12 protein-coding genes are annotated in these 12,905 nt (G+C 68.4%); 7 read left to right on the forward strand and 5 right to left on the reverse strand.

The window, feature by feature from the left end:
- The first annotated feature begins 920 nt into the window (after nt 1-920).
- Together ACX25U_RS39115 and ACX25U_RS39120 are read left to right on the forward strand one after the other, a co-directional pair.
- Nucleotides 921-1,250, forward strand: a complete 330-nt coding sequence (locus ACX25U_RS39115) for a transposase (RefSeq protein ID WP_454387161.1) — start codon at nt 921-923, stop codon at nt 1,248-1,250.
- Between the two features lie 31 nt (nt 1,251-1,281).
- Nucleotides 1,282-1,656: a hypothetical protein gene (locus tag ACX25U_RS39120; RefSeq protein WP_454387163.1), complete on the forward strand. Its 375-nt coding sequence runs from the start codon at nt 1,282-1,284 to the stop codon at nt 1,654-1,656.
- 34 nt (nt 1,657-1,690) lie between these two features.
- Here ACX25U_RS39120 and istB read toward each other — a convergent pair whose 3' ends face one another.
- Together istB and istA are read right to left on the reverse strand one after the other, a co-directional pair.
- The gene (gene istB / locus ACX25U_RS39125) at nt 1,691-2,461 is read right to left on the reverse strand and encodes an IS21-like element helper ATPase IstB (protein WP_454387165.1); all 771 of its coding nucleotides are present in this window, start codon (nt 2,459-2,461) and stop codon (nt 1,691-1,693) included.
- Nucleotides 2,458-3,852 (reverse strand): IS21 family transposase, encoded by a 1,395-nt coding sequence (gene istA / locus ACX25U_RS39130; RefSeq protein WP_454387167.1) that lies wholly within the window; start codon nt 3,850-3,852, stop codon nt 2,458-2,460. Before istA ends, istB begins: the two co-directional genes overlap by 4 nt.
- Nucleotides 3,853-4,055: 203 nt before the next feature.
- Here istA and ACX25U_RS39135 point away from each other — a divergent pair, with 203 nt between their 5' ends.
- The 3 genes from ACX25U_RS39135 (at nt 4,056) to ACX25U_RS39145 (ending at nt 6,511) form a co-directional block, all read left to right on the forward strand.
- The gene (locus tag ACX25U_RS39135) at nt 4,056-4,832 is read left to right on the forward strand and encodes an IS3 family transposase (protein ID WP_454387169.1); all 777 of its coding nucleotides are present in this window, start codon (nt 4,056-4,058) and stop codon (nt 4,830-4,832) included.
- Between the two features lie 107 nt (nt 4,833-4,939).
- On the forward strand, nt 4,940-6,034 hold the full coding sequence (locus tag ACX25U_RS39140; RefSeq protein WP_454386658.1) for an IS110 family RNA-guided transposase: 1,095 nt from the start codon (nt 4,940-4,942) through the stop codon (nt 6,032-6,034).
- A gap of 126 nt (nt 6,035-6,160) precedes the next feature.
- On the forward strand, nt 6,161-6,511 hold the full coding sequence (locus tag ACX25U_RS39145; RefSeq protein WP_454387170.1) for an IS3 family transposase: 351 nt from the start codon (nt 6,161-6,163) through the stop codon (nt 6,509-6,511).
- Between the two features lie 136 nt (nt 6,512-6,647).
- Here ACX25U_RS39145 and ACX25U_RS39150 read toward each other — a convergent pair whose 3' ends face one another.
- Nucleotides 6,648-7,937 carry an IS256 family transposase gene (locus tag ACX25U_RS39150; protein WP_454387172.1) on the reverse strand — a complete coding sequence of 430 codons (1,290 nt, stop codon included), beginning with the start codon at nt 7,935-7,937 and terminating at the stop codon, nt 6,648-6,650.
- A gap of 233 nt (nt 7,938-8,170) precedes the next feature.
- Nucleotides 8,171-9,394, reverse strand: a complete 1,224-nt coding sequence (locus ACX25U_RS39155) for an ISAs1 family transposase (protein ID WP_454387174.1) — start codon at nt 9,392-9,394, stop codon at nt 8,171-8,173.
- Nucleotides 9,395-9,748: 354 nt separating this feature from the next.
- On the opposite strand from ACX25U_RS39155, the gene ACX25U_RS39160 reads away from it, so the two are divergent.
- The gene (locus tag ACX25U_RS39160; protein ID WP_454387176.1) at nt 9,749-10,492 is read left to right on the forward strand and encodes an acyl-CoA-like ligand-binding transcription factor; all 744 of its coding nucleotides are present in this window, start codon (nt 9,749-9,751) and stop codon (nt 10,490-10,492) included.
- Nucleotides 10,464-10,580, forward strand: a complete 117-nt coding sequence (locus ACX25U_RS39165) for an acyl-CoA-like ligand-binding transcription factor (RefSeq protein ID WP_454387178.1) — start codon at nt 10,464-10,466, stop codon at nt 10,578-10,580. The genes ACX25U_RS39160 and ACX25U_RS39165 overlap by 29 nt, the downstream gene beginning before the upstream one ends.
- Before the next feature lie 356 nt (nt 10,581-10,936).
- Here the strand turns inward: ACX25U_RS39165 and ACX25U_RS39170 are convergent, their stop codons facing one another.
- Nucleotides 10,937-12,505 (reverse strand): GMC family oxidoreductase, encoded by a 1,569-nt coding sequence (locus ACX25U_RS39170; RefSeq protein ID WP_454387180.1) that lies wholly within the window; start codon nt 12,503-12,505, stop codon nt 10,937-10,939.
- Nucleotides 12,506-12,905: the final 400 nt, after the last annotated feature.

Consider the following 12,905-nt stretch of genomic DNA (forward strand, 5'->3'; position numbering starts at 1 on the left):
CGGAATATTAATGAAGAGCCCCGGCGGGAGGGGCGTTTTGGTGATTCCGGCGTCGGCCTGTTCCCGCCGGTTTTCGGGCCGGGGAGGGCGTGCAGTGCCTGGTGACCCGGTCCGGAGACTCGCTCACAATAATTGTGGTTGGCGGCGATGAGATGGCGTCCCGCCGGATGGTGTAGGGGATCAAGGCGCCGGAATCCGCAGGCCGGGAACGGTGACCGTGCCGGATCGGGTGCGCAACCCCGCCCGAGCGCGTCACCTTGAGCGCCGCCGCCTCCACGGAGATCGTCGGGGCTTCGTAGCGGAATGCGCCGCCCTTGATCCCTTACACCACGGCGTGGGACACGACCAGATGCGGGCGCGGGACTGCGTTCAGGACTACCCATGCTTCTACCCCGCCGGTTACGCCGTGGATGTGGTCATCCCTCTCATCAACGTTCACCAGGCGGAGAACTGGCGGCCCAACGGGGACGCCCCTTGGGGCTGGACCTTGTCTGCTGGCACTTGGGTCGCCACCGGGCTGGGCTGGGCCCTGTCTACCCTTGCCGTTGCCGGATACACCGGCCTGATCCGCAAAGATTGACCCTCGAACGCCTGGTCCTCGCAATTGCTTGCCCTTGCGGCAGATCCGGGTCCCGAGAGACAAACCAAGCCCAGCAGAGCCCCCTACCGACCGGTTACTTGTCCCCTGGTGTCTGAGGTAGGAGCACTGAGCCACGTAACCCGCCCACCGTGGCCGTGCCCTGGAAGCGTCCAGGAACCGATCGGTAGTTGAACAGAGGCCTCGCTCGCTCCTGCCGACTGCAGAGTGTGTGCAACAAGGGTGTTCAGCAGCACGGTGAGCTGGTCACGGATGAAGTTGCCCCGGTTTGATGGACAACCTTTCGCTTTGGGACACTGGGTCCCGCAAGGAGGAGTTCATCGTGCCGAGGACGCGTCCGGCCTACCCGCCGGAGTTCCGTCGCCAGATAGTCGAGCTGGTTCGAGCCGGCCGGTCGCCGGAGGAGCTGGCGAAGGAGTTCGAGCCGTCCGCGCAGACCATCCGGACCTGGGCCAACCAGGACCGCGTGGACGCCGGGGAACGCCCGGGACTGACCAGCGACGAAAGGGAGGAGCTCGCCCAACTCCGCCGTGAGGTGAAGCAGCTGCGCGAGGAAATGTCGGCGTACGGACTTTTCTCCCCGGTTGCGTACGGACGAATGTCCCCAGCTCTGACCGCGGGCAGCGGCAGTGCGGCAGAGGATCTCAATTGAGATCGATGCCCCGACCAGGGACACTCGCGCGATGAGCCACAGCACATCGTCTGAACCGATCGAGCGAGGATGGGACGAGCCCTGGTATCGGGTCCGCATGGAGGACTTCCAGGCGTCGTTCCTGCCGAGCGACGGTGAGGACTTGGACGAGGTCTGCAACGTCGATGTCTTCGTGACTCTGAAGGATGGATCTCGTTGGACCGCGACCGTGTTCACCGTCGCGGAAGTCGAGCGCCTGATGAAACTCTGGGCAGGGACCGACGAGGCTCTCGGGGGCCGGTACTTCTGGGTCTCGGGCGGCCTGATCGTCAGGGATCCTGGCATCGACAACATGACCGGCGTGATCGCCGGACTGGTCGAGAACGGCGAGTTCTCCGAGATCTTTCAGCAGGTGATCAACGACTGATCAAGTGCTGGGCCGCCGGAAACGACGTGGGGCGTCAGGCCACGTCTGTGTCCCGCTCGATGGCCTTGAGGCGGTTCTTGAGCCGGTAGCTGGGGCCGTTGATGGAGATCACTTCGCAGTGGTGGAGGAGGCGGTCGAGGATGGCGGTGGCGAGGACCTCGTCGCCGAAGACCTGGCCCCATTCGCTGAAGGTCTTGTTCGAGGTCAGGATGATCGAGCCCTTCTCGTAGCGCTTGGAGATGACCTGGAAGACCAGATTTGCCTCGGCTCGTTCGAGGGGCTGGTAGCCGACCTCGTCGATCACCAGGACGCTGGGCCGCAGGTAGGTGCCGAGCTTGTTCGTCAGACGGCCGGCGGCTTCGGCGGCTTTGAGGTTGCGGACCATGTCGTCGAGGCTGGTGAAGTAGATCGAGTAGCCGGCCCGGCAGGCCGCGACCGCAAGAGCGACGGCGATGTGCGTCTTGCCGACCCCGGGCGGCCCGAGCAGGGCGGCGTTCGCCTTTCCGTCGACGAACGAGAGGGTGGCGAGGTCCTTGACCTTGCGCGGGTCGAGGTCGGGCTGGAAGGAGAAGTCGTATTCGTCGAGCGTCTTGTGGTGCGGCAGCCGGGAGAGCCGCAGGCCCTGGCGGAAGCGGCGGTCGTCGCGGACGGCCAGTTCCTCGGAGAGGACCAGGTCGAGGAAGTCGAGGTAGCCCATCTTCCCTTCGTCGGCCCGCCGGGTGTACTCGTTGATCGTTTCGGCCAGGTGGGGCAGGCCGAGCTTGCCGGCCGTGTTGCGGATGCGGGTGGAGACCAGCTCGCTCAAGACGTTTCCCTCGTGCTCGGACGGGTGGTGAAGGGACGGGTGCCGGTCAGCTCGTCATAGACCGACAGCGGCCGGCGGCCGACCTCGATGCGGGTGGCCGCGGCCCGGTTCAGCAGGGCCTGCAAGGGTCCCGTCTCCTCGCCCAGAGGACGCTCCTGGCGGGGCCGGGGCGGGACATCGCCGGTCGTGGTGCGGCGTCCCTTGCCGGTGGGCAGACCGTCCCAGTGGGCCTCTTCGACGACGCGGGCCCCGCGGCCGATCGCCCGCGGGTGGGTGGCCAGCAGCGTCTCGCCACTTGAGTCAGCGATGGTGGAGTGCAGCAGGACCTGCGATTTCGTGGCCCTGATCTCCACCAGCTGACGCGGTCGGACCCTGCGGGCGGGCACTGAGTAGAGGTTGCCGCCGAAGGCGACCAGGCAGTCCTTGCCGACCGGCCGCAGATGTCGTTCGGCCACCAGATACGGAGTCGAAGGCAGCGGCTTGAGGGCCATGTGATCGCGGGCCGCCCGCTCTCCGATGATCTGCTGGTGAGTCCTGTGGGCCTGAGCCCGCCGCTGAGGGACCCAGGTGCTGAAGGCGGCGTCCATCTCCTCGACGGAGGAGAAGGACCGGCCGGACAGGACGTGGTCGCGGACGATGAGGACCTGCCGTTCGACGCGTCCCTTGCCGGTAGGGCGGTAGGCGGCCAGGACGTCGATGTCGAAGTCGTAATGGCCGGCGAACCCGACCGCTTCCGGATGCAGCGGGACCGCCTCACCCGGAGCGACGTGTCGGCGGACGACCGTCTTGGTCCGGTCGTAGACGATCGTCATCGGCACCCCGCCGAAATGGGCGAAGGCCCGGCGGTGGCAGTCGAAGAACGTCTGCAGGTCCTGGCTGGTGGTGAAGCAGCAGAACGGGTCGCGCGAGTACGACAGCGTCATGTGGAACGAGTAGACCTTCGGGATGCCCATGTGGGCGAGGATCTTGCCCTCGTCGCCCCAGTCCACCTGGGCCTGGGCGCCCGGGATAACCTCGAACCGACGGTGCATGCCGGCGAGTTCCTTCGGCGTGATGCCGAGTTCCTCGGCGATCCGAGGCCGAGCTTCCTGAACGTAGAGCTTGACGCGCTGATAGTTGCCGGTGAACCCGTACTCCGCCACCAGCCGCCCGTGGATCACCGCGGCCTTCATCAGGATCTCGGCCCGCAGCATCGAATCGACCAACGGCGCGAACTCGTCGATCACCCTCGCCCGCGACCGCCCGTTCGGCGACCGCCGTGGCGGGGTCGCCGGCCCCGGTGCCGACAGATACTTGCGGACCGTCTTCCGGTCCAGCCCCGTCTCCCGGGCCACCTCCGACAGGCTGATCGCCCCGGACTCCAACAGACCCCGGAAGCGACGCAATTCCAACCAACGATGCGGATCCAGGACCACCGCCGACCGCCTCCCGCCGCCTCTCACCGACCAAGCAGCAGAGTGTCGAGCAGCAGGTCTCAACGCATCAGCAACTGTCCCTTTTCATCCGTACGCGGGTGGGGACGTTCACGTGTACGCCGACAGGAAAAGGAGATCCTCCGCAAGGCCACGGTTTTCTTCGTCCGGGAGACCAGCCGGTGATCTGCTACCGGCTGATCGACGAGAACAGGGCACACCACGACGTCTCCCTCATGGCCCGGCTGCTGGGTGTGTCGCGGCAGGGCTACTACTCCTGGCGCGACCGCTGCCCGTCCCGCAGACGGCGCGAGGACGCCGAGATCACCGAGAAGATCCGCGGGCACCACGAGCGGTCCCACGGCACCTACGGCGCCCCGCGCATCCACGCCGACCTGCGCGAGATCGACGGCCTGAAGGTGGGCCGCAAGCGTGTCGCTCGCCTGATGCGCCAGGCCGGGCTGGTCGGCGTGCACCGCCGCACCGGCAGGGCATCACTGACCCGCCAGGACCGACGGGCCCAGCCGGCTCCCGACCTGATCGGCCGGGACTTCACCGCCAGCGCGCCGAACCTGCGCTGGACCGCCGACATCACCTACGTGCCCACCGACGAGGGCTGGCTCTACCTCGCCGTGATCATGGATCTGTTCTCCCGCCGCATCGTCGGCTGGGCGATGGCCGACCACATGCGAACCGAGCTGGTCACCGATGCCCTCGCCATGGCAGTCACGGCCCGCAGACCCCGCCCCGGCCTCGTGCACCACAGCGACAGTGAGTATGTGGAGTGCTGGATGTCCCCGGGCTTCCTGGCCCGCACAGCGACGGACGCGCGAGGATACCGGTGCCGGGATGCCCCGCGGCCTCCTGACCCGCACTCCGACCGACCGCGCTGTCCTTCCTCGGATCTGTCGGTGGCCCGGGGCATCCCGGCGAGGCACCCGCCTCGCCGACGGCCGTGACCTGAGGAGAGCCTGGCCAGAGGCGTCCCATCACTGTCGTGTCCGCCGCCTTCGACGAGCCCGTGCCGACCCCGGAACCAGTCGGACACAACCGTTCGGAGGCCGACATGGCCAGCATCCCACTCACGTCCCCTCTCGTCATCGGGGGCGTCGACACCCACAAGGACCTGCACGTCGGCGCGGTCGTCGACACCGACGACCGCGTCCTGGGCACCGCCTCCTTCTCCACCACCCGGGCCGGCTACCGGGCCCTGCTCGCCTGGATGCGCACCTTCGGGGACGTGCGGCGCATCGGGGTGGAGGGCACCGGCTCCTACGGCGCCGGGCTCCTGCGCCACCTGGACCAGGCCGGCGTCCAGGTCCTCGAGGTCGACCGGCCCGACCGCTCGGACCGCCGTCGCCGGGGCAAGGACGACACCCTCGACGCGGAGAACGCCGCCCACGCGGCCCTGGCCGAACGGCGCACGGTCACTCCCAAGACCCGCACCGGCATGGTCGAGTCGCTGCGGGTGCTGCGGGTGGCCCGCAGCACGGCGGTCAAGTCCCGCCGCGTCGCCCTGCAGATGCTGCGCTGCCAGATCGTCTCCGCCCCCGAGGAACTGCGCGACCAGGTCCGCAACCTGACCCGGATGCAGCTGATCCGCACCTGCGCGGCCTGGCGGCCGGACGAGAGTGCCTTCCGCGATCCGGTCGCCGCCACCCGGATCGCGCTGAAATCCCTGGCCCGGCGCTACCTCGAACTCGACGACGAGGTCGCCGACCTGGACGAGATGGTCGCCCCGCTGGTCCGCGAGCTCGCTCCCGGCCTGCTGGCGGCGGTCGGGTTCGGCATCGAGAACACCGCCCAACTGCTGGTCACTGCGGGCGACAACCCCGACCGCTGCAGCAGCGAGGCCCGCTTCGCCAAGCTCTGCGGAGTGGCCCCGCTGCCGGCCTCCTCGGGCCTGCACCAGCGCCACCGGCTCAACCGCGGCGGTGACCGGCAGGCGAACTCCGCCCTGCACCTGGCCGTGGTCACCCGCATGCGCGTCGACGACCGGACGCGCAAGTACGTGGAGCGCCGGACGGCCGGGGGAAAGTCGAAGATGGAGATCATCCGCTGTCTCAAGCGGTACACCGCCCGCGAGGCGTACTACCTGATCAAACAGGACGCCAGTCGGCGGGCCACCACCGGACGCCGCACCTACCGGACCGCCCGATAGCCAGCCCCTCCCGGGCCGGAGGCCGGTGCTGTCCAGGGTGGGCGAAGCCCATCGCGCAGCGACGCCGCAGGCGCCCTTGACAGCCCAGCCCGGCCCGGCATCCTTCAGGCTCGGGCGCTCCCGGCAATGGGCCGATCCCAGGAGGTTGACACACAGGAGAGCATCAAGGGCTCCCAATACACGAGTCTGACGTTCAGTCAGCGATGCGAGGAAGCAGGCATCCGGCCCTCCACCGGCCGCACCGGATCGTGCTTCAACGCCGTCACCGAGAGCTTCTTCGCCTCCCTGGAAACCGAACTCATCGACCGGACCGCCTTCCCCACCCGACACCACGCCGAGCAGGCCCTCTTCGCCTACATCGAAGGCTTCTACAATCCCCGGCGCCGCCATTCGGCGAACGGCCAGCTCAGCCCGGCCGAGTACGAACGTCGTCACGCCGCGAAGACACCACATAGAGTGCTCTACGCAGCCGCATAGCGCGCAAGCCCATCAGTGTCTGTCAGACCGGGGCAACTCCACCGGCACGGGTGAGCGCCAAGCGCTACTACTACCGGGGAACACGTATCCCGACAGGGCCTGTCCAGTGAACGGTGTTTCTGGAGTTGATAGGGATTCAGTGGCGGGCGGCGGAGAGCCGTCCGTCGAAGGTGATCTCGAAGGCGTTGAGGGCGGCCTTCCAGCGCTGTGACCAGCGTTTGCGGCCCTGCCCGGTGGGGTCCAGGCTCATGATGGCCATGTAGACGCACTTGAGAGCGGCCTGCTCGTTCGGGAAGTGCCCGCGGGCGCGGACGGCCTTGCGGATGCGCGCGTTCACCGACTCGATGGCGTTGGTCGTGCAGACAACTCGCCTTATCTCGGTGTCGAATTGAAGGAAGGGGACGAACTCGGCCCAGGCGTTCTCCCACAGCTTCACGATCGCGGGGTACTTGCTGCCCCAGGCGTCGCAGAACTCCAGGAACTTCTCCTCGGCGACGTCCTGGGTCGGGGCGGTGTAGACGGGCTTGAGCGCCTTCGAGATCTTGTCCCAGTCCTGGCGGGCCGCGTAGCGGAACGAGGCCCGCAGCAGGTGAACGACGCACGTTTGGGTGATCGCCTGCGGCCAGACCGCCTCGATCGCGTCGGGCAGGCCCTTCAGCCCGTCGCAGACGACCATGCAGACGTCTTCCGTGCCCCTGTTCTTGATCTCGGTGAGGACCTGGAGCCAGTACTTGGCGCCCTCGCCGCCGTCGCCGGCCCACAGGCCGAGGATCTCGCGGGTGCCCTCGACGGTGACCGCGAGCACGACGTAGATCGGACGGTTGGCGACCTGGCCGTCCCGCAGCTTTACGTGCACACAGTCGATGAACAGAACCGGATAGACCGGGTCGAGCGGGCGGCTCTGCCATTCGTGCATGCCGTCGATCACCTTGTCGGTGATCGTGGAGATCGTGGTCTTCGACACCTCGGCGCCGTAGACCTCCTTCAGGTGGGCGGAGATCTCGCCGTGGGTCAGGCCGCGGGCGGACAGCGACAGGACCATCTCGTCGACGCCGGTCAGCCGGCGCTGCCGCTTCTTGACGATCTGCGGCTCGAACGAGCCCGCCCGATCGCGCGGGACGTCGATCTCGACCGGGCCGACATCGGTGAGCACGGTCTTGGAGCGGGTGCCGTTGCGGGTGTTGCCGCCGGCCGTCTTCTCGTGCTTCTCGTGCCCGAGGTGGTCGGTGATCTCGCCCTCGAGGGCGGACTCGAGGATCTTCTTCGTGAGCTGCTGCAGCAGTCCGCCCTCGCCGGTCAGCTTGATCCCGCCCGCCTTGGCCCGGTCCACCAGCCGGCTGATCAACTGGTCGTCCAGCGCGTCAGGCTTCAGCCCCGCCGGCCGTACTTCCTCCACGGCCTCAGCCGACACGGTCACGTCTGTCATCAGGTGTCACTTCCTGTTCGAAGATCCACCGTTGACCGTACAGACCCTCCCGACACCGTGGCCGAGCACAGCGTGAAGTGAACACGAGCCCAAGGGACTTGTGGAGAGCCCGGTGCGCTTAGCGGTGCACGCCGGGTTCGGGAGGCGACCCGGAGAAACGGGCTGGTCGCGAGGCCAGAACCGCGCTCCGGGTCGACCTCACTGCCGTATCCCCGGCCAGGCGTGATGCGTGCTCATCCCGTGAGACCGAGTTCGCGTAGGGCGTCGGCGGGGTGGTTGCGGTAGTGGTCGTGGGCGGCGGCGTTGTTGGTCCATCCGGCGAGGTGGGCGAGGCTGATCGCCAGGCTGCGGAAGGTCGCCAGCGCGCGGGGCAGGTTGCCGGTGCGGGCCCGGCAGGCGTCCTCGCCGAAGGTCACATCTCGTACGAAGTGCTGGGCCTCGATGGCCCATTGGCCGCGTACGCAGCGGGCGAGGGTGGCCGCGTCGGCGGTCTGGGCGGGGGCGGTGGTGATGCCGAGTTCGGCGTCCGCGTGGATCTTCCCGTCGCCGCGGCCTGTGGTGTATCGCTCCACGAGCAGGGCTCGGGTGGCGTGGGGGAAGTTCACTTGTCCCGGGGCCAGGGGCTGGACGCGGACGATGCGGATCTCGTGACGGCCGCTGTTGGTCTCCTCGGTGCGGACCACGGTGATGTGCGGGTTGGTGCGCTCGTCCCAGTCGAGCGCGTCGAGCTGGGCGAACAGGGTGGAGCGGTTCTCCTTGACCGGGAAGAGCCCGAAGGCGCCGCGGGAGTGCAGATAGTGGGCGTGGTCGGCGACGGTGTGCAGGGCATCGGCGGTGACGATCGCGCCGGTGATGTCGGCGATCAGGTCCAGGGCGGCAGGGAAGTGAAGGGTCTCGTGCGGCTTGTGGCGCATTTCGCGCTGGGCGAGCATCACCCCGGGATCGACCTGGTAGACGCCGAGCAGATGCAGCTGCAGGCCCGCCTCGTCGCGGGCGCCGCGGACCGTCTTGCCGTCGGCGGCCAGCTGCAGCACGGGCGGCTCGCCGGCGATGCCCGCGAGCGGGTCGGCCGCGTGGGCCTGCACGAAGGCGCCGACAGCCGCATCCAGTGCATCGGCGTCGACCCGGGCGAGCGTGCGGGTGAGGGTAGTGGCCACCGGCAGCCGGCCGGGGTCGCCGCCGGGGACCTCGAGCGCGGCCAGGACGCCGGCGCCCTGGCCATTCGCCCAGCGGATCACACCGCGCACCGAGCGCACCCCGCACAGCGTGGCGCAGGCGAGAAGGCCGAGCAGCATCGGCCAGGCGTGCGTGACCAGGTGCGGCGTGCGTGGGTCGGGCACCGCCCGGACCGCCTCCAGCAGCGACGGGAGTCGTTCCGGCGTGCACAACTCCTCGCCGATGAGGTCGAGTTGCTCGGCGAGTTGGCGGGAGGCGGGCAGGGTCGGGCAGGATGGCATGCGGGCGCGGCCTTCACGATCATGCTGAGTGGTATCAACGTGATCATGGACGGTCGCGCCCTTCGCCGTTCACCCAGCCCCTGTCCAAGACCCGAGCACGCATCACGCCTGTATCCCCGGCTCAGCCGGGAGGAATTGGAGGGAGGTTCCTGGGTTCGATGGCTTACCTGACGCCGAAAGGCTTAACTCGATTTCAACGCCAGCTGGACCGCTTCCTCACGGAACTCCGGCGAGTACGGACTTGGACGTGCCACTTGCTTCTTCCCTCGATTCCTTACATGACAACCCTATTGGGTCCCTGTCCGGGATCTTCGGGGCCCCTCACGGGGCCGTCGCTGGGGGAAAGGAACGTGTGTGGAGCCGCCTTCGAGTAGCGCGATCGCCAGCATGCCGGTCCGGAGCGGGCGTCCGCCAGCGACGTCGCGGGCGGATCTGGAACGGTTTGGTTTTGAGCTGTTCGCGCGGCGGGGGTTTGAGGACACCACGGTCAACGACATTGCCAGGGCAGCTGGCATCGGCCGACGGACCTTTTTCCGCTACTTCTCGTCGAAGAACGACCTGGTGTGGGGCGACTTCGAGGAGCATCTGGTCAGGTTTCGCGAGCTGTTGGATGCGGCGGACCCGAGCACTCCGGTGATGGACGCGCTGCGGGAGGCCGTCGTCGAGTTCAACCGGTTCGACGCCGCCGTGGTGCCGTGGCATCGGCAGCGCATGGAGCTCATCCTGACCGTGCCCACCCTCCAGGCCGATGCCACACTGCGGTACGCCTCCTGGCGGGCGATCGTCACCGAGTTCGTGGCGCGGCGCACGGGTCTGTCGCCTTCGGATGATCGCATCCCGCCAGGTGGTGTAGCCGATCAAGTACTCGGAATGCGCAGGTCACCGCCGCATCGACGCGGTTCAGGGGCCGCCAATGGCGCTGACAGCAGGTCAACCGCGCGCGATGCGGGAGCCGTGTCCCATGGGGTGGCCGGCGTGCGGCTTACCGGAACGCGTCGAGCAAGGTCGCTTACACCACGAGGCGGGACACGACCCTTCGGACGTGTTGCCCCGGCTCTTTGGGTGCACCGTGCTTGCCACGGCGATCGCTGCGTATGAACACTGGCTGGCCGAGGAGGAAGCCAGCTTGAGTGACCTGCTCGACCTGGCCATGCGGCAGCTGGCCGACGGCCTCGGCACGGTGTAGCCGGGGGCTACGGGGCCGCGGGTTCCTGGAGCCCGGTAAGGGCGGTGACGTGGAAGGCGAGCGGCCGGACCCCGATGTGCGTCTTGTGGCCCTGGGCACGGAGTATGAAGAACTTCCTGCGGAGACGGTCTGACCACGCGCGCACTCCAGCCATGCCACGGCCGTCCAGGAAGACGGCGCCCTCCGGCATGCAGTGCCCATACCAGACCAGCGAAGCGGTCTCCCTCCTTCGCGGTGAGCTGCCGGCAGGCTCAGCTCCACGCCTTGCCGGGCACCGAACAGGCTCAGCCGGGGCGGTCGACGAGGAAGGGGGCAGGTGGTCGATGAGTGCTGCACGCTCAAGGACACCAGCGTGGTCATGGAAGGTCGTGGCGGATGGCGTAGGCGATGAGTTCGCCGATCAGGACAGCGGTCGCCGCAGGTCCTCGCTGCGGGGTGTCCGGCAGGATCGAGGTGTCGGCGACGCGCAGGGCCCGCACGCCGTGGACGCGCCCGAACTGGTCGACGGCGCCACGTCCGGGATCGTCTGCGGGCCCCATCGGCACTGTGCCGCAGGTGTGCTGGGCGGTGCCGAGGTGTTCGCGAATCCAGCGGTCCAGGGCTCGGTCGTCGTCCAGGACCCCGGGACCGGGGTCGAGCAGGCCGTGGGAGATGTCGGCGAACGGTGGGGTGTCGATCAGGGCCGCGGTGACGCGGACGACCTCGCGCAGGCGGCGGAAGTCGTCGGCAGTGCTGAGGAAGTTGTAGTCGGTGTCCGGTGGTATGTCGGGGTCGGCTGACCGGATGCGCAGGCGGCCGGTCGGCCGGGGTGCCTGGGCGGACGCGAGGAATGACAGGGGTGCTCCGGGGACGCTCACGGCACCGCTGACGAGTCCCGCCATGGGGACCAGGGACTGGAGGATTTCCAGGTCTCCTGGGGTGCCGGGTCCGTCGAACCCGCCTGCCACGCAGGTGAGGTGGAGGCAGCCGCCGAGCCAGGACTCGGCCGGCTCGCCCAGGTCTTCGCGGGGCGTCCAGTCCAGGACGACTTGCGGGTGGTCGCTGAAGCGGGCGCCGACGGCGGGGGCGTCGCGGACGACGGGTATGCCGAGTCGTTCGAGGTCGGCGCGTGGTCCGATACCCGAGAGTTGCAGCAGATGCGGGGTGGAGAGGGCGCCGGTGCTGAGTACGACGCTGCCGGCTTCGACGGTGGCGCGTCCGCCGTCGCGTTCGACGACGACGCCGGTGGCACGGCCGTCCTCGATGACGACCCGGCGGGCCTGCCAGCCGCCGAGGACGGTGAGATTGGGGCGGTCGAGAACCTCGGGCGGCAGATAGTTGAGCCCGGTGTTGTGACGTACCCCGTCGATCGCGTTGGACGGTACAGGACCGAAGCCGGGCGGTGCCTGGTCGTTCTTGTCGGAGTCGGCGAGGAAACCGAGGTGGTGGGCGGCGTCGCGGAAGGCCACGGCGGCCGGATGCTCGATGCAGCTGCGCCGGATCCGCATCGGCCCCTGACCGCCGTGCAGTTCGCTCGGACCGAAGTCGAGATCGTTCTCCAGAGTGCGCAGGAGCGGCAGCATTTCGTCGTAGGCCCAGGCTGGATTGCCTGCTGCGGCCCAGCGGTCGAAGTCCTCACGCCGGGCCCGTACGAAGTAGCCGCCGTTGACGGTGGTCGAACCGCCGAGGACGCGTCCGCGCGTGACCAGCCACGGCCGCTGAGGTGTGAGACGTACCGGATGAGCCGTTGTGGCGGGATGGTTCGGCTGTGCACCCGGAACCAGTCGGGCGTCCAGCAGGGCGGGGCCGAATCCGCCCTTGCCGCGCGGTATGGGTCCCGCGTCCAGGAGCAGCACGTTCCGGTCGGAATCCTCGGTCAGTCGCGCCGCGAGTACCGCACCGGAGGCTCCGGCACCGACCACGACGACATCCGGTCGGCGGCTCACGAAAGCCGTGCCGCGGCGATGTGGAAGGAAAGGCGGACCTGTTCCATGGGCACGGGATCTTAAGTCGTTCCCGGCGGCGGAGCGCAAGCCCCGCGATCGTCGCGAGACGGACTTCAGCGACTGCCGCTGCACGGGCATCGTTTGGGTTTTCGCAGTTCGGACGGGGTGGCAGACGGGCGCGCACACGGTTCTTGCCGCAGTCCGTGAAATTGCCGCCGACAGACACCTTCCTTTTGGCACCCCATGTCAATATTCTCGCCGGTGTCTGAACGACGGGGTCGGCGATGCTCCTGATCCCGAGCGGGCTCGGCTGTCCTGCCCGCAGTCCGCTCCACGCACGCGGATCGTGCGCACCCAGGTGTCCACGATTACTTCCATCCGCGTACCCCAAGATCGGCAT

The organism is Streptomyces sp. JNUCC 63 (genome assembly GCF_054366325.1).

Excerpts from the sequence above, each read along its gene's own strand:
- ACX25U_RS39150 (WP_454387172.1), bottom strand. The coding sequence starts at position 7,937 with ATGACAGACGTGACCGTGTCGGCTGAGGCCGTGGAGGAAGTACGGCCG.
- ACX25U_RS39120 (WP_454387163.1), top strand. The coding sequence starts at position 1,282 with ATGAGCCACAGCACATCGTCTGAACCGATCGAGCGAGGATGGGACGAG.
- ACX25U_RS39155 (WP_454387174.1), bottom strand. The coding sequence starts at position 9,394 with ATGCCATCCTGCCCGACCCTGCCCGCCTCCCGCCAACTCGCCGAGCAA.
- ACX25U_RS39140 (WP_454386658.1), top strand. The coding sequence starts at position 4,940 with ATGGCCAGCATCCCACTCACGTCCCCTCTCGTCATCGGGGGCGTCGAC.
- ACX25U_RS39145 (WP_454387170.1), top strand. The coding sequence starts at position 6,161 with ATGGGCCGATCCCAGGAGGTTGACACACAGGAGAGCATCAAGGGCTCC.